This window comes from Providencia sp. PROV061, assembly GCF_011045655.1.
In the GTDB taxonomy this organism is placed as follows: Bacteria; Pseudomonadota; Gammaproteobacteria; order Enterobacterales; family Enterobacteriaceae; genus Providencia; species Providencia hangzhouensis.
This window is the reverse complement of record NZ_CP042861.1, coordinates 3,065,019-3,081,823: the sequence shown is the minus strand read 5'-3', so window position 1 is coordinate 3,081,823 and position 16,805 is coordinate 3,065,019. Positions and strand designations below refer to the sequence as shown.

The window sequence follows — 16,805 nt, the reverse complement described above, 5'->3', positions numbered from 1 at the left end:
GAAAATATAATGAGAGATTCTTATTTTTCATCAATAATTGAAAGTCTTGGTGAAGCAACAGCCTCTCGTTATGTTTCACTTGAGTATATTGCAAAGTGGAAAACAATTTTACCCGATAATTTACTTAATTGTTGGGTAAATGAAGGCTGGAGTCGTTATCAATATGGTCTTTTTTCTTTTTTTAGTTGAAAAACATGGGGCATTAAATGAAAATGAAATTTATTGCTTTGATCCCATTATCCAAAAAGTAGAAACATTAAATTTTAATGCGTCTAACAAAGTAAATGCTATTGATTATTTATTAGAATTAAGGAAAATAATTACACCCGCAGTCAAATTTATTTAAAATAACATTTCTATTTACAATAATATATTCACTGAAATAATATAAATTAAATAATAGACTGAGTTCTTGTGATTGCGAGCTGAACAATGAGTTTGGGCAAGAATACCTTCGCTGTAGTGAGATGGGCTTTATGAATTCTAGCCATTAAACAGAGATAGGATTATTAGCACGTTACAACAGCAAGTCACTGCAACCTTGAAACTTTAAAAGCAGGCAACGCTACCTCATAGATTCATGGGGTGGGGATGCAATTGAAGCGTTTTTGCGCCACACTTTTTATGCTCCCCTTTACTATATTGAGGTAGTCTTTGGGATACTTTAATTAGTTACTCATTAAGATATAGTTAAATCATCGACTTATGTCCTTTTAGGGGGGATGGGGATAAATGCCACCTTGTTTTTTTCTCGTTATTCAGTGTCACCGACATCTCTAATAACATATTCGCGGATAGGCAAAATGGGAAAAAGTGATAGAGGTGAGTGGTAAATACAAAGGCTTCACCTTCGCTTTCATATTGAGCGTTATCAAGTAGTAGAGATAAAGATAAGCACCGGTAGGGTTTACCTTTTAAGATATGGTCATATAAATGTGTTTTCAGCTCAATGAGCCCAGATAATAATCGCTCACATCTTCGTGTCACTTGCCTATCTGTATCTCGATAGAGAATATAATCAGCAATTAAGTGTTTTACGCTTTCTAACGACATTAGCATTGAGGCATTAGCACTGTAATGGGATAGTAATTGCCAAAAATGGTGGTTATTAACGATGGGAGGATAGCAAGGTGACAATAATGTGATATTTCCTGTTTTAATTCCGTCAGGCATTTTTTCACTGTGTTGGTTTAATAAGCCAATTTCGTTTTTTTGGTTACGTTCAAAGCCTATATAAACACATGAAAAATGTAAGCTGGGCGGTGTTACCATAGGGGCGCCTTTATTATCAAAAAAGTTTAAATAATAAAGGGTATGCCCCGTGATATTTTTCTCCATCGTTAAGGAGTAAAAAAGGGTTTTATGGTATTGAGGCATAAGGCGTGAAGATGCCGTCAATTCTGTCGTAGGATAAAAATGACAATATATGCCTCTCTCTTGTTCATGTGGCTCAAGTGAAAGTTGAATTTCAAAGAGGTCAGCCAAGTAGTGATGGCTAGGGATAGGAAGCAAATAACTTGATTTATTTTCTTTAAAATCAATTAGCAAGGTGTGTTGTGCTTCGGTATCCATTGCCGGAGCACAGTTTAAATAAAAGCTATTTTCACATTCCTCTTGTGTTAAAGGAAGCTGTTGATTGAAATAGATGTTAACTGTAAAACGCCTTTCTTGCTCCCAATCTAACTCAGTGACAACTTGGGGAATATTGAGCTCAACAAAATGATGAACATGAGGTAAATAAAGGCCTTCCAATAATTGCTGTGGAGCGCTGAGTGATGCATTTTCTTGTGGGAATATTTTATAGGGTTTTCCGATTTTGGGCTCGAAAGCGTAGTTAAGTGGATCTCCCTCATAGCGAATATGATTATGGACGACTTCAATTTTTTCAAAATACTGGCTAAATGCGAGTAGTAAGGTTTCTGATGTTTTTTTATTGGCTCCTAAAAAAACATCAAGTGAACTTGTTGAATGAAATTTAGTTTCACCTCGATACTGTAATTCAAGTGAAATACAAGAACGATTTGGGTGCTGAATCACTTTTCTAGCGAGAAGGCTATAGGGTGCTACGACGAATTCATGACAAAAACTAAAGCGAGCCCCATTATTACCTAAGACAAGATGGTCTTTATTTATCTCTACTGGAAAAGAAAGCAATTCACTTTGGTCAATTTGTACAATAGTCGTTGCTGGAAGCCCTTTTATAGCTTGGGAGTCTAGTCGTTGCAGTAGGGGCAATGTAATTTCAGGAAATGCATCGTCAATTTTATTCTGTAAACGCGCAGATAAAAAAGCAAACCCTTCTAATAGGTAGCTTGTCTGCGGATCTTGAGGATCTAATACATCAGCTAAATGTGGCTTTTTATCTGCATATTCACTGTATAGCTTTTGTAAGTATTGCTTTTCTTTAATATATTTTATTTCACTCATGACTTAATCCAAAAGATGAATATGAGCTGGGTTTTAAACCTTTTTGCTCTGCTTGTTTTTGTAATTCATAGTAACGAGCTAATAATCCATTAATTTTATTATCAATATTGATGAGTGTGGCAGGGGGAACCGGTTGCCCATTTTTAATTTGTAGCGATAATTGACGGAGCTTTTCTTCAATAGGCTCCACTTTATTGTGCTGCTTTTGAATGTCATAGATGGCAGTTTTTAAATAGGATAATGTAAAACTACCTCGGTTTTTTTCTTGTTGAATAATTTTATTTGAAAGTTGCTGCAACAACATTGCTGTTTCAGACCAACTATCATTAATAGGCATATTTTCTAAACGCGCCTCATATTGGTTTTGCCAATTTCGGCTGAAGTAAGCCTGATCAGCATCCGCAGGCCAATAAGATTTTGCTTTTTCTTGCATGTTCTCGATCAGTTTCAAGTTAGCGAGAGGGGAACGCTTTTCGAGCAAAGCTAAATGATATTCATAGGTATTTATTTCGGGTTTAAATAACCATTTGGCAACAGCACCTTCAGGAATGGACGTTATAGCCTCCATCTCATGTTTAAAATAAACATAGGCGCTAAATCCACTGACTAAAAAGAGTGCACTACTAAGCACACAACCCCATATAAAACCACGGATAGCGCTCATTTTTTTAGTTGTTACTGTTAATGTTGATGCGGGCTCTGGGGGTTCAAAAATAAATGTTGGTGATGGTTGCTCTACCTGTTTAGCAGGTTGTTGGATATACACTAAAGGCGGGAGCGTAACAGATTCGGATGTATTCTGTTTTGCATATTCTTCCTGTTTTTCAAGTTGTTTGGCTAAATTTTGAAAGAACCATAACAAGTTTTCAATTTTAGGCAGTTTTTCCCACGTTGTTTTAGCCAGTTTATCAATGATTAATTGTAGCGCGCGTTCTGAGCGGTAAACCAAACGGAGGTCTTTTGTTTCATAGGTTTGCTGGCGTAGCAGGGCGCTAGCCTTTGTATTAAACCAGTTGAGTGCTTCTGTTCGTTGATTCGGTTTTTCAGGCCATAACGCATCCCAATGAGTAACAATAACACTCGCTAATAATTCGCAGCCTTCAGTAAAGCCACTGAGTCCATGGCGTTGTAGTCGTGCAATTGTGTAATAAGCACCGCTTTGTAGGTCAATACCATGATTTTTAAAAAGAGACAAACAAAGTGATTCAATAAGCGTCCAACTGACCTCCGGACGTGCAGGATGACTTAACTTGTTAAATTCTGTTTTAAGAGCAATAAATTCAGGAGTATCTAAAGGGGAGCTCCCGATTTTAATGACTAAATGTTCTGATTTCATCTCGTTGAATATCCTATGCCCCCACATAAAGTGGAGGCAATCACATTAGTAAAGGGTTTCAGGTAAACGGAACTTTGTGAATAATCCTCCGAAGAAAGGATTATTAGACTCATCAACGAGTACTCGATAAGTCATATCTCCGCTATCAATCGTGAAACGAATATCGAATGAATTGGATTTGATATTCATTAACTTCGCACTGTCGACTAAGCGCATTTGTGCCCACGGTCCTGAGAAACTAATTGAACGAGGCGATTTATCGCCGGAAAGCGGAACTAGAGTCAGTTTACTTTCAATATTTGAACGCATCGAGTTTGGCCAAACGAGATGCGTGACATGGCTGCGGCTATGGGCATAATCAATAAGCTGACCGTCAAGATTTAAGATACTACGGCGTTTATTGCCACTTAATGAAAGGGGTTCAACTGCAAATTGTGCTTCTAAATTACCTTGTGCATTAAAGAAGGTTTCTCTTATGCGATTTGCAGTTTCAATTTGCGCTAAAACATCAGAGCGGATCAGTGATTGACTATCCCTATTATCGACTAAGTTATTTTCAACAAATAAACGTAAGTTCTGTTGATAGAAGCTATCGAGTGTGCCATTAGGTTTAAAGAAGCGTTCGAACTCACTTAATGGAACATCTTGTTTTGAGTTTGGATTAAACGGATAGCGACCAGCAATATAGGTATTATATTGTTTTACAACATTTTCATTCCATTCAACTTCCATATGTCGAATAGCTTCTTTCTGGACAACATTCCAGGCTTGTTCAGCGAGTTCATCTACCCAACGATTGAGCGGTTCAGGTAATGTTTTAGCCATTTGTGATAGTTCAAATATGGCATCTTTATTATTATCATTGAGTCGCATGGAAACTGCTTTAAGTGCCGCTTTGCCCGGTACTGGAGAGTTTTGTATTCCCAACAAATATCGATGCAAATCATTCAATTTTTGATTGAGATTCTGTAAGTTTTCTCCTTGATTACTGACCAGTATTTCTGTTTGAGGCGTGAATTCTCTATCTAAACGAGTTAATAAACGGTAAGAAGGTTCTGCCATCAAGGCTTTTTGTTTCTCAATAGGTAAATTTTCATCAATGGATGGAATAACCGTATTATCACGCAAAACTTGTAAGGCACGACGTAAAGGCTGTTCTCCGCTGATGATTTGTTCAAGAGCGATGATTTCATCTTGGATTGAGTCAAATTCACGAATTTCTAAATTACTCATTCCGTTACGCCATTGAGCGATATAATCACTGATATATTGCTCACTGATTTGACGTTGAATTTCTTTACGGTCATTCTCACTATATTGGGTATTTGATGTGAGATTGAGCACCCAAGCATCAAGCAACGTGAGTTCAACTAATTTGTCATTTTGGCGAATAAAATAGTTTAATAATCCTGAACGTGTTAAAAACTGTGGGATTTCTAATTTATCCTCATCAATAGCGGTAAAAACAGTATTAAAACTTGGGCCTATCTGATATTGCAAATTTAAAGGCGCTGAAAGTTCTTGGTTGGCTTTTAGCCGTAATGCCTGGTACACACGTTGATAAAGCGATAACACACTGAGTTCTTTCTGGGCATTTTTAATGGGGGTCGCAAAAGGCGTGAAGGCCTTAATCGCAGTCATCAGACCGTTGTCTCTTTCCGTTTTCCAATCCGTGTGTTCAAGCGCATAACGTAAGTGTGCTTTTAATAGCATTTGTTTTTCACGTTGCCCAGTGAAGAGATGGCTCCAATAATTCGCCATAAAGTCTTCAACCATGCCATTATTGCGCCCTGTTTTATCTTCTAACATGCGCATAATGCGTAAAATTTCGAGTTTATCTTCACTGCCCTTATCTGCATTATTAAGTTCAATTAAAAGCCCTGACATAATTGCGGGTAAGAAACGTTCGGTCAGTAATTGCAGATAAACTTGCTCAACTTGTGGGCCGACTTTTTGGCCTTGATACAGCCCCATATCAGAAAACAGTGCATTTTTATCGCGGTGGTTCCCATAGGCAAGTGTCGCTTCACGCAATGGGTTGAGGACGGGAAGTTGTAAGCTACCATCAGTATCTTTTTGGACGTTATTATCTATCGTTCTAAAGGCTTTAACCTCATTAAGCACACTCTCACCGGCGCGGTAGTTTTTATCATAATAGTGATTCCAACCACTCCAAAGCGCAATTAAACCGGCAAAACTGGCCAGTGTTGTGACTAAGAGACGAGAACGGTGTTTTTTGACCCAATATTGATTTTCAGCTGCTAAATTGGGCTCACTGAAAAGGACTTGGTCAAATAAATTATGTGTAAAGTAAGGGTGGCTATCATTGATTGGCCAAGTTGTTAGTGGGGCTGTCGGTAAATGGTATTGCACGGATGCCGTTTGGCTAAAGACATCGTCTATTTGGCCAATCTGTAATGCAGAGGTGAGATAAACACCCCTTAAACAAATGTTATGTTGTTCGTTATTAATCAACAGTGCATTAATTAATGTTATAACGTGGCTCTGTAACCCTTCTATTTGACGTACAAAGCTGAATAAATCACTACGTTGATTACCTTCTGCTCGTTGTAGCATCATTTCAGGTAGTGCGCTATTCATTTGGTTAACCCACTGTAACCAGAAGTGCGTTAAACCCGTCTTCCAATCTTTTTGAGATTTAAGGTCGAAAGAAACACCCAGTACTTGGTTACGTTGTTGCGCATCCAATGACTGGTACATTGAATCGAAACCACGTAGTAAATCGAGCTTCGTTAATACGATATATAATGGTAGTTGACTATTAAAAGTCATTCTAATTTCTTCAATACGCATTTGCAGGTCAGCAATCAATTGGCTGTTTTGCTCTTTCGTATTGGTGAGTAGGGATAAGGTATCTACCGTTAAAATAATCCCGTTCATGGGTTGTCTTGAGCGATTAGTCTTTATCCAATTAAGTAACTCTTCCCACAACCGATGATAGAGTTGAGGTTTCTCATTATGTTCATTTGGTTGAGTCAATAGCTTGCCGTTAGGAACAAAAAGAACGGCACTATCCGTCAACAAGCACTCAATATTTAAAGGCAGCTTTTGTTCATTAACGATATTGTCACTTGGCGCGATATCCAATGGATTCAGCGTATTTTTCAATAAGCTATGTTTTCCGCTTTGGTTTGCACCTAAAACAAAATACCAAGGGCGCAAATAAACAGCCTTAGAATGGCCATTTAAGTGACGAGTAAATTGAGATTTCCAATAGTCTAAATAACGATTTTGGAAGTCAATATCCTGCCTAACGGGGTCAACAACGGTTAACTCAACATCGAGTTTTAACGCTTCAAGTTTTTTTACTCGACGCCATGTAACTAAACCTATCCAACTGACGACAAGCAAAATAATAATTAGCGTAGCAAGCCAGCGTGAGGTGAGTGTACTAAATGGCATTGAGTCTTGATAAGTGAATGTCGGCCCCCACCACCAAATCCACACAATGACGAGCGCAGGGAGTAACGCTAATAAAAATAGGAAAAAGGAGGCAATTTTTGGCCTATCAGCAAAAAACAGTTTTTTTACCGAATTGGTTATGTTTGAAATGGAGAAAAACGGTAATTTCATTATTGTAGATCCCTATCCATAGTCATTGTTGTTTCTGGTATTTTGTCTGTTTTTTGAACGAGTTGTCTTACGAGGCTGGGTTCCCAATCCTCGAGTGAAAAGTGTAAAGTAGCGGTATAAAGTTGCTGATATAAGTGGGCCGCCATATAGCCCATTCCTGAGAGCTCGAATAGTTGCGCTGACAATAATTGCCCATAAAATTTATCTCTAGGCTCTATTGCAGTTACAAGGCTTGATTCAATGAGCTTCAATGCGGCTTCAAGCCCTTGTTGTTCATAGCACAGTAAAACGTCTTGCTGTAATAATGTGGTATTTGAATGAGATAATTGGCCACTCTCTGTTTGGCGACAATCTTCTAACCATTCTTTCACGCTGTCGGGGACGAAAGGGCTCATATCAGAAAAATGCAAATTGACGAGGTTTGGAAGGCGAGCTAAAAAAAGACGTAACTCTTCTGCGATACCATTCGCGACTTCTGAATAACCCAGTTTAGCTGCTGCTTGTGCTGCGAGCATGTGGCCTTCTAGCCAATAAGGCGATAGTGATAAGCTTTGCTCTACATTATTTAATAGGGAGTTTGATGGTTGAGAAAGTTGGGCTTTGTAATCCATTATGCGATCTATCGAAACCGGCGCTAAGGGGGTTTTACCTTGACGATCGGCTTGGGGCAACATTGTAATGGAATGCCAGATAGCATAACGTCGTAAGCGATAACCAACTGAACTTTCAGGCATTTGTAAACAAATAACTTCTGAAACTTGGAGTAGCGTTTGCTTCCATTGTCTTTCGTCATGCTGATTTATATTGATTGCTGGCATGACAAAGCTATTTGCTGGTGGTTGTACAGTTTCAGTAATAGGCATTGCGGCTTCTTTTGGCGCTGAAGCTAACACTATGGGCTGTTCGCTTTCTTCAATTCGCTGATAACCTCGACTCAATGCATCAATTTGTTCAGAAAGTTCGGGGCTCTGTTCATGCCAAAATTGAGCTAAATAGGCAAAAGATCCCAGGATATCATCACGCATTTTGCTATTAGCAGAACGGCAAAAAATATCGTTTACTGATTCGAAGCGTTTTATAATTTGGTTCGCTAAGCGTAACTTGAGCTTAATATTCGTTGGATAGCAGACATGCCAATATTGGCGCGTAAAATCAGAAAGGATCTGCGCTGCTAAAACTAATTCTTTAGGTTCACCTGCATGCTGTAAGGTACGTAATAAGTGAACGATTAAGCGGAAATCCTTTGTCTGTGTTTCAAGCAACCGCAAACACCGACGTTGAATTTCTTTAACATCTAATTGGCTGTGACTGAGAGAGCCGAATTTTATCATTTCACTATCGATATACTCCCAGTCGGGGTCACTATCGTTCACAGCACTACACACCAGCTGTTCATCAAGATGGGCAAGTAACTGTTCTTTCCAAGAATAAGGGGTATTGTTTGTCATTATTTTTACCAGTGGCAAGCGGCTCTTAATGGTTTAATTTCTTGGGACATCCCTGAAATATTGAACGTTAGTTTTTCGTTATTAGTTAATTTTAAAGTCAATTTTTCGCCATTTAATAAACGCTTGATTTCATCTATGCCAGGTAAACCACGGCTTGATTCCAATACATAGCCATTTTCGCGTAAAAACCATTCTGCAGTGAATTGCGTTCTATCAGTCGAGACCATGACACTGCCTGCATCTTGTTTATTGGGTAAAATAATTTGCATACGGGTAATGTTGTCGATGCAGCTCAACATGAGAACAGGGCGCGGAGGTTGAAAACCAATGGCAGGGATAGTCATAATGACGGGGTAATCACCATTTTCAGGTACTGAGACTAAGAAACCCGCACTATTTTCGACACGTTTCATTTCGTGTTCATAAGCTTGGCGCCAAGTTTTCCCCATTTGAGCAATATTAGGTGAAGTATTTGCTGCAGGCGTCGAGGACAGCGCTATTTTGTCATAGCAATCTAAGCGAATAAGCTGAGAAGATTCTAGACGACACTGGGTGAGTTCTTCTGCGATCTTCTGGCTAATATTGCTTTCAGCTTTTCCAGACAAAGCGAAGAAAACTAGCATCAAAGAGCAAAAAAAGAGTTTCAGTATTTTCATTTTATACTCCGTACTTCTTCAATTTATATATCAGCGCACGCTTAGATATGTTGAGGTGTTCTGCCATTGCGTTGATATCTCCCTTTAGCTCACGCCGCTTGTTTAATAAAATTTCTTTTTCATAGCTCTCTACAGCAGCCTCTAAATCATTAATATCTTTTGGGTTATTTGTTATTGGTTCCATACTTGTGATTGATGCCGTTAATATGTTTAAGGCCTCATTGAGGCTTACTTCCTTTTCTTTCTGCAACTGATTGAGATATTGCAAGTGCGAAATTTTTTGTTGCGTATTTGCCAATTTAAGAATGCGTTTTAATTGCTGATGAAAGAGCTCGCAATAAATAGGGAAAATGCCTTGCTCGAAATTTTCTAACTCTTTGGCCTGCCCTAAAAGAATAATGGCACCGCATGGTTTATGGTTCAGATCATGCAGTGGTAAGCTATACAGCCCAGTATTAACAGGAAGCTGCGAAATAAAATCACGTAATGACGCGTTATTAATGTAGCTACCTTGCTGTAAATTCTTCCAAAATGTGGGTTCACCCTTTAATACAAGTTGAATTAAAGGGTGATCGGCATCAGTAATATCAGTGTCTAAAAAATGGCTTTGAACTTGGAGTGAGTGGTCAATGTTCCAGCTTTCTAATCTATTTTCGGTTTTATTGACCAATGAAATAATTAGCCCGCTGAATACGCTACGCGAAAAACTATATGTCAAAAATTGAACGGCTAGCGCTTCTACGTCACGGCACTCAAGAAGAGCAAGTGCATTTTTTAGTCTTGCTTTCATTTTTCTTTGTTAACCTCCGCAATAAATTCATCATTTTCCGTTGTTAAACGAATATGGGAGATGGTTTCATTACGGGCACTGAATTGAAGGAGCAACAAAGAAAGAGGCGGTAATAAGGCACCGTCAATAATTGATTCTAAGATACGAGCACCATTTTCAGCGCGAGAAGCTCGACGTAAAATTTCATTAGGGACGCTTTCTTCTAACTGGATTTTTGCATTAAAACGTTGTTTCAATAAGATCATAAGACGCGTCAGCTTACTATCAACAATTTGCCGTAAAATATCAGCCGAAAGAGGTAAATAAGGGACAATTTCCATGCGGGCCAGTAGGGCGGGTTTAAAAAATGTGGTGAGCTCAGGATAAAGTGCATCTTGCAGCTCATCAGGTTTGTCCGCATACGCGGTAATCACATGGTCACCTAAATTAGACGTTAGGAAGAATGCGATATTTTTACAGTCAATGACTCGTCCTTCACCATCGGCTATCTCGCCTTTATCAAACGCTTGATAGAACAAATTTAGAACATCTGGATGGGCTTTTTCGACTTCATCAAGTAGTACAACAGAATAAGGTTTCTGACGAATAGCTTCTGTTAATATCCCCCCCTCACCATAGCCGACATAACCCGGTGGCGAACCGATGAGACGAGATACCGTATGCTTTTCTTGAAACTCAGACATATTAATGGTCGTTAGGTATTGAGTTCCACCAAACATTAATTGTGCAATTTGGATCACAGTTTCTGTTTTACCGACACCACTTGGCCCTGCCAATAAAAATGCACCAAGAGGGCGACCTGGGCGGCGTAAATCAGCGCGTGCCGTTAACAAATGTTTATGTAAGCACTGTATTGCTAATGATTGCCCTTTAATGCTTTCTTCTAAATAGCTGGGAAGGTCTGTAACAATAGATAAAGCATCTTGCGATAATCGGTTTAATGGTACGCCTGTCCATTCTGCGATAACGGCTGCAATTTGTTTTTTATCGACGTGTGGCGAAACAAGCAAATGTGTTTCATGTAGTTGAGCAAGTTGCTGGTCTAATGTTTGCAATTCCTGTTTCAGCTCATCAACTTGGCAAGTTTCTTCAGATTGGGGCTCAGTATTCTCATCGTCTAATAACGTTGAGCGCAAAGTAATAATTTGCGAAACAAGCGCTTGTTGTTGTTCCCATGCTTGTTGTATATCGGACGCTTTTTGCTCAATCTCATTTGCTTTTGATGCTAATTCCTCAAGGCGTTCTGAGTGATTATCCAAGCCAAGATGATGTTCTCTTTTTAATATCGCTGTCTCCATCTCTATTTGCTGGAGATCTGTTTTTAATGAAGAGAGCATTTTTGGCAGCGAAGATAAATTGATCGCTGCCCTTGCACATGCGGTGTCTAATACGTCAATGGCTTTATCAGGTAATTGACGTCCTGAAATATAACGTTCACTGAGTTCAGCACTGGCTCGAAGTGCTTCATCATCGATAAAAACATTGTGTGCTTTTTCATAAATAGCGCGTAAACCACGCATAATGATAATTGCGTCCGCAGATGTGGGCTCTTTAACTTGAACTAACTGAAAACGGCGGGCTAGCGCAGCATCTTTTTCGAAGTATTTTTTATACTCGCTCCAGGTGGTTGCGGCGATTGTTCTCAATTCACCGCGCGCTAATGCAGGTTTCAATAAATTGGAAACATCTAGGCCACCCTGTTGATTACCTGCACCAATCAATGTGTGCGCTTCATCAATGAATAGAATTATGGGGTGAGGAGATTGAGAAACTTCTTGCATGATGCCTTTAAAGCGTTTCTCAAATTCACCTTTAACCGCTGCACCAGCTTGCAATGCACCTAAATCTAAGGTTAGAAGTTCACATCCTCTTAATTTTTCAGGGATTTCACCGGCGATAATACGCAATGCGAGGCCTTCAATAAGCGCGCTTTTCCCAACGCCTGGTTCCCCAACGACGACAGGGTTATTTTTCCGACGGCGGCAAAGGATATCAATCATAAGGTCGATTTCATGATCGCGACATAAAACAGGGTCGAGCTCATTATTTCGAGCTTGTTCGGTCATGTTTTGCGTAAATTTTGCTAACAATGAGTCCGACGCGATTTTGCCGTTATTTTGAGGTGCTTGTTCGTCAAAAGGCGATTCAGCAGACCCTTCTGTCCACTTATCAAAACTGAGTTTTAATTGCTCTCGATTAACTTGTGAAAGCATGTCTGCAACCGGTTTTGGGAGGTAACGCAACGGCATTTGTAATAATGTGAGAAAGAGAACACCTGAGCGAAGTTCACTGTGGTTGAATTCTGTCGATGCAAGTAACCAGCTGTCTTTCATCCACTCTACCAATAAAGGAGAGAAGCTCGGATAGCTCTGTGTAATGGCTTGATGAGGTGGAATTTGAATATCTAATAATTCTGACAGCTTATTAATATCCAAAGTGCTCTTCTGGCTGATTAGGCGAATGTCAGTTAATGGCGTTTCAATGAGTTTCTGAAGAAACTGAGCAATCGTAATTTCAGGTTGTTGATGGCTTACACAGTAGGCTGCTGCGCTTTCTAACGCATGCTTAGCAATCGGGTGTAATCGGTTAACAAGTGTTGAGAGATCAATTTGGATCATAATGCGTCCTAGCCGAGTAAAGTATTAAGTTGTTCCACAATTCTGAGTGTTTGGTAATTCAGTTGGGATGAGTAAATCTGATAAATAATAAATGCTAATATTGCCGCACCAATGATGATGTAACGTACGCCTAACCGCTTACCTAAACGGTAGCGGCTCTGCTTGTTATTCCCTTTTTCAAACAGGATAATCGGTTTTGCATCGCCTTTAAGTTGTTGTATTTGTTTTTGTAAGCGTCTAAGCAAATGGTTGAATTCATCATTTTGCCCCGCAGATACTTTGTAACGACCTCGGTATCCAAGACAGAGACAAAGGTAGATAAACTCAATGAGGTCGAGGTAACGTTTGGGCTCACCTAATAATCTTTCAATTAAGATAAAGACCTTTTCGCCACCCCATGACTCATTATGAAAGTGGACAAGTAATGACTGTTTTACCCAGCCATTTTCTTGATCCCAGCCCAATCCAAGAGCTGTTTCATCAATGAAAGTGCACAAGACATAACGAAACGAAACAATGGCCCCAGGCTCGTAACCTTGTATTTGCAGTTGCTGTTCAATAGACGTGATGTCCATGACCACTTGCTGGTAAAGTTTCTCTGAAAGTGGCGTTTCAGACATCGCTTTCATTCGTAAAACCATACCTAAAAGTGGCGTTGCAGCATCGATCATTGGGTTAATGTTGTTACCCCTAAGTGGGATTTGGTAATTCTTCTGTGAAATACCGCTATCAACATCGTGATTAAGCAAAATATTATCAGTCATAGAGTGCTCCATCTCTTATTGCCCATAACTGAATATCTAAATCAGGGAAATTGCCAGAAACGTGGAAGGCGATATTGCCATCCTGCTGGATCCCCTTCCATTCATTACCTTGTTGATCAAAATGGAAGTAGTTATACCCAGAATGATAAGGTAATTGCCGTGGAGCAGTTGAAAGAGGGGATAAAGGGACTCCCGGTATTTGAACACTGACCAAGCTACGAATATTATTTACCGTGGTCACTTTAGTTTGCTGTGGGAACTGCCGGCGTAGTTGTTCCTGTGGCATCTGTGACTTAACTGCAATAATAAATTCCGCTTTTTGGAGCAGTTGTTTGTCATGAATAGTCGCCACTCGAATACCGTGTTCTTGGATTTGTAACGGAATAGGAATTGCACGCGGCGTCAAGACAACACTTAATGCTTCACGGATACTTTTTATTAATGGGAGAAAACTATCTGTTAAATCAAAGTGCTTATATTTTGCAATGGTATCGGGTAAGCGAGACGAATTCGTGAATGTTTGCAGCTCGCCACAAAGTTCCAATAAATCCCGAAAAAGCTTTTCAGGGTGAATGACTGGCTCTTGCGCATAATGTGAATAAAGTGGATAGGTACGGTTGAGTACTTGTAGCATCATAAATTCAGCGACATCCGCAACACCTTGCTGGCCAGGGGCACCAATTCGGGAGGCTATTTGTTTACCTCGTTCATACAAAGTGCCTTCAATCTCAGTAAGAAATTCATTGAGTAATAGCGATGCCCGAATATTCAGGAGGCTTGGAATATAATCGTTATCAAGCGTTAAGCTTCCGTTGGCATTACGTTCTCTAATACGGCATATGGGCAATGCCACGTAAGCGTCTAAGCCACTTTTACCTTGCTTGAGGATAGGGTTTAATCGTGCAACGTGGATAGTACTTAAATCACCATTTTCAGTATGTAAATCACGAACATTTTCTGTACTTTCACTATAACGTGAAAGTAAACGGCTCCCATTATGCTCATTTGAGATTTCACCAACGTTCCCATTAGCTAAAGGAAAGGCAAGGTAGATGACATTACTATCACTATCAGTAATGTTTTTTATATCAATTGGTTGTGGTGATAAATCTTGGTTTGGAATAGAGAAAATTGTGCCGTCTGGCATAACGCCAGAAGCTTCTTGAATACCAATACGACCTAACGAATATAAATCGTTACTTAACGATAACGTACTGAATCCCCAAAAATGAGAGATAAAGCTCTTTAAAATACTTTCAGTAACGTAATCTTGATGACGTTGCTGTTGCTGAAAATGTTGAGGTTTGATAAATAGCCCTTCACGCCAAATTACTCTATTTTTAGTCGACATATTAATCATCCTCTTCTTGTCTAAATTCGATTTCGTTTTCTCTAATGTGAGCTAAAATAAAGTAGTGTCGTCCTTTTCCTCGGGCTTTAACTATTTTTTTCCATTCCGCATTATCAGGGTCTGAATAATAGGCAATAATGCCGATATAACGATTAGATGCCTGTAGTGTCATCGTCGGGAAGGGCTTATATTGGCCCGGCAAGATAGTGTAATCTTGGTGGTCTATATAATTTTTCTTCAGAACTTTCTCTAAGTCCCCATCTTTAGCTTCTATCTGGTCATGATCTAAAGAGCCAAATAAAGAATCTTCATTAAGATAAACAATTTGGATATTTATCGGTGCAGCTTCATCTTCCTGATTAGGATTAATATAGGGTTCAGCGAGGATGGTTAAATCAACAGTGGATGGCTGATCTTTTGGATAGCCAACGGGAATCGACGGGTCCAATAGAATTTGCCCCACTTTTGACGCTGTCTGTAACGTTTTACTGCACCCACTCAAAATGAAAAATGAGGCAAATAACAGTAACACTGAGAAAGTTCTAAGCTGCATTTTAAGCTTCCTCTAGGCCTTTTCTTAATGCTCGGTCATAAGCATGGGAATAAACTTCATAGAATAATTTTTCAAAACCCTGCTGCCGTGATGAAGAAAGCTCTTTGTAATAGTTACTGTACATTTCCCATGCCCAGCCATCAGTCATTGGCGTGTTATCTGAAGCACGTCGGTATTGGGAAAAACGGTTTAATAAATGTTCTGGAGAAAAAGCCGCAAGCATTGTTGCTAAAGCTGTCGATATCGCTTCTTGATTTGCATGGTAATGTAACTGCATATTGTGCAGACTTTCAGTGACGGCGGAAGGTGCTGAAAGGTGAACAGGGCTACGTTCATCTGTAAACATCAATTTCATCGTATCTTCATAACTACTGTTTAGACGTAGCGGGTTATCTTCAATAGGGCGAAGTTGCTTATCCTGTAAACTCTCCTGCTGTTGCTGCAAAGCGAGTAAACCTTCAACAGCAGCTTTCATTGTTTTACCGAGTTCTATGAGAAAGTCATTAGCTTGTTGAGAGCTCACTAAATTAAGATGGATACCTAAACCATTCATGAGAGGGTTAATTGCAACATGATCAATATCGGTCATGTGTTCATCTTCGAAAGGTGTAATTTTGGGTAAATCAATAAATTCTTGTACCATGGTATTCTCTTGATTATCTGATATCGCAAGGGCAGGTGAATAAGAGAGTGGGTCACTCAATAAAGAAGGTTCTGAGACGACGGATTGACTCTTAGAAATTAAACTGAGATTTTCATTTTCTAGTGCTTGTAAGGGATCTGTAGTGAGAGCACCTTGAACAGTTGGAACAAATGGGGACTCTTTGTTTTCATTATTTACTGTATCAATATCAAATAATGAATCTAAAGGATTATGATCTTTTGCAACAATAGATTGCGGTGTCGCTGCCATCATATTTTGTACAGGCTGCCCAGTTAAACTAATATTGGTTGTAATAACCAGTTTGCCCACTCTAATTTGATCTCCTTGGGCAAGCTTCACCGCATCAAGATGTAACGGTATAATCGCGTGATTAATGTAAACAGAGCCTGAGTTTACTTTTAAACAAAAATGCTGATCTTTCCAGAAAACAGTAAACTGGCTGGCAGAGATAGCACCATCACCGTCTTGAATTTTCCAGTCACATTGATTGCCACTACCAATTAGGCCGCCATGTTGGGTCAATGTTGCACTCGGTAGGTAACCACTTTCTAGTTGTTCACTATTCGTTATGCTAAATGAAATTGTTGGCTGATGTTTATCCATG

At 39.4% G+C, this 16,805-nt stretch carries 12 protein-coding genes; 1 reads left to right on the top strand and 11 read right to left on the bottom strand.

The window, feature by feature from the left end; genetic code table 11:
- The first annotated feature begins 9 nt into the window (after positions 1-9).
- Complete coding sequence (locus FVA72_RS22075) at positions 10-189, top strand: GAD-like domain-containing protein (protein ID WP_096864206.1); 180 nt, start codon at positions 10-12, stop codon at positions 187-189.
- A 501-nt stretch (positions 190-690) separates the two neighbouring features.
- On the opposite strand, the gene FVA72_RS14075 is transcribed toward FVA72_RS22075, so the two are convergent.
- The 11 genes from FVA72_RS14075 to tagH are packed head-to-tail and all read right to left on the bottom strand — an operon-like array spanning position 691 to position 16,804.
- Positions 691-2,427, bottom strand: a complete 1,737-nt coding sequence (locus FVA72_RS14075; RefSeq protein ID WP_110591483.1) for a type VI secretion system baseplate subunit TssF — start codon at positions 2,425-2,427, stop codon at positions 691-693.
- Entirely contained in the window at positions 2,420-3,763 is a 1,344-nt protein-coding gene (locus tag FVA72_RS14070; RefSeq protein WP_243154708.1) for a VasL domain-containing protein, read from the bottom strand. Before FVA72_RS14070 ends, FVA72_RS14075 begins: the two co-directional genes overlap by 8 nt.
- A gap of 45 nt (positions 3,764-3,808) precedes the next feature.
- Positions 3,809-7,357 carry a type VI secretion system membrane subunit TssM gene (gene tssM, locus FVA72_RS14065; RefSeq protein ID WP_110591484.1) on the bottom strand — a complete coding sequence of 1,183 codons (3,549 nt, stop codon included), beginning with the start codon at positions 7,355-7,357 and terminating at the stop codon, positions 3,809-3,811.
- On the bottom strand, positions 7,357-8,805 hold the full coding sequence (tssA, locus tag FVA72_RS14060) for a type VI secretion system protein TssA (protein WP_110591485.1): 1,449 nt from the start codon (positions 8,803-8,805) through the stop codon (positions 7,357-7,359). The genes tssM and tssA overlap by 1 nt, the downstream gene beginning before the upstream one ends.
- A 5-nt stretch (positions 8,806-8,810) precedes the next feature.
- A complete protein-coding gene (gene vasI, locus FVA72_RS14055; RefSeq protein WP_004256010.1) occupies positions 8,811-9,461 on the bottom strand; it encodes a type VI secretion system-associated protein VasI in 651 nt (216 codons plus the stop codon).
- A 1-nt stretch (position 9,462) separates the two neighbouring features.
- Positions 9,463-10,251 carry a helix-turn-helix domain-containing protein gene (locus FVA72_RS14050; protein ID WP_110591486.1) on the bottom strand — a complete coding sequence of 263 codons (789 nt, stop codon included), beginning with the start codon at positions 10,249-10,251 and terminating at the stop codon, positions 9,463-9,465.
- Positions 10,248-12,869: a type VI secretion system ATPase TssH gene (gene tssH / locus FVA72_RS14045; protein WP_110591487.1), complete on the bottom strand. Its 2,622-nt coding sequence runs from the start codon at positions 12,867-12,869 to the stop codon at positions 10,248-10,250. The genes FVA72_RS14050 and tssH overlap by 4 nt, the downstream gene beginning before the upstream one ends.
- A gap of 8 nt (positions 12,870-12,877) precedes the next feature.
- The gene (gene icmH / locus FVA72_RS14040) at positions 12,878-13,633 is read right to left on the bottom strand and encodes a type IVB secretion system protein IcmH/DotU (protein ID WP_110591488.1); all 756 of its coding nucleotides are present in this window, start codon (positions 13,631-13,633) and stop codon (positions 12,878-12,880) included.
- Positions 13,626-14,984, bottom strand: a complete 1,359-nt coding sequence (gene tssK / locus FVA72_RS14035) for a type VI secretion system baseplate subunit TssK (protein ID WP_004908045.1) — start codon at positions 14,982-14,984, stop codon at positions 13,626-13,628. The genes icmH and tssK overlap by 8 nt, the downstream gene beginning before the upstream one ends.
- 1 nt (position 14,985) lies before the next feature.
- Positions 14,986-15,537, bottom strand: a complete 552-nt coding sequence (gene tssJ / locus FVA72_RS14030) for a type VI secretion system lipoprotein TssJ (protein WP_004908047.1) — start codon at positions 15,535-15,537, stop codon at positions 14,986-14,988.
- Between the two features lies 1 nt (position 15,538).
- Positions 15,539-16,804: a type VI secretion system-associated FHA domain protein TagH gene (tagH, locus tag FVA72_RS14025; RefSeq protein WP_110591489.1), complete on the bottom strand. Its 1,266-nt coding sequence runs from the start codon at positions 16,802-16,804 to the stop codon at positions 15,539-15,541.
- Between the last annotated feature and the right edge of the window lies 1 nt (position 16,805).

Excerpts from the sequence above, each read along its gene's own strand:
- FVA72_RS22075 (WP_096864206.1), top strand. The coding sequence starts at position 10 with ATGAGAGATTCTTATTTTTCATCAATAATTGAAAGTCTTGGTGAAGCA.
- FVA72_RS14075 (WP_110591483.1), bottom strand. The coding sequence starts at position 2,427 with ATGAGTGAAATAAAATATATTAAAGAAAAGCAATACTTACAAAAGCTA.
- FVA72_RS14070 (WP_243154708.1), bottom strand. The coding sequence starts at position 3,763 with ATGAAATCAGAACATTTAGTCATTAAAATCGGGAGCTCCCCTTTAGAT.
- tssM (WP_110591484.1), bottom strand. The coding sequence starts at position 7,357 with ATGAAATTACCGTTTTTCTCCATTTCAAACATAACCAATTCGGTAAAA.
- tssA (WP_110591485.1), bottom strand. The coding sequence starts at position 8,805 with ATGACAAACAATACCCCTTATTCTTGGAAAGAACAGTTACTTGCCCAT.
- vasI (WP_004256010.1), bottom strand. The coding sequence starts at position 9,461 with ATGAAAATACTGAAACTCTTTTTTTGCTCTTTGATGCTAGTTTTCTTC.
- FVA72_RS14050 (WP_110591486.1), bottom strand. The coding sequence starts at position 10,251 with ATGAAAGCAAGACTAAAAAATGCACTTGCTCTTCTTGAGTGCCGTGAC.
- tssH (WP_110591487.1), bottom strand. The coding sequence starts at position 12,869 with ATGATCCAAATTGATCTCTCAACACTTGTTAACCGATTACACCCGATT.
- icmH (WP_110591488.1), bottom strand. The coding sequence starts at position 13,633 with ATGACTGATAATATTTTGCTTAATCACGATGTTGATAGCGGTATTTCA.
- tssK (WP_004908045.1), bottom strand. The coding sequence starts at position 14,984 with ATGTCGACTAAAAATAGAGTAATTTGGCGTGAAGGGCTATTTATCAAA.
- tssJ (WP_004908047.1), bottom strand. The coding sequence starts at position 15,537 with ATGCAGCTTAGAACTTTCTCAGTGTTACTGTTATTTGCCTCATTTTTC.
- tagH (WP_110591489.1), bottom strand. The coding sequence starts at position 16,804 with ATGGATAAACATCAGCCAACAATTTCATTTAGCATAACGAATAGTGAA.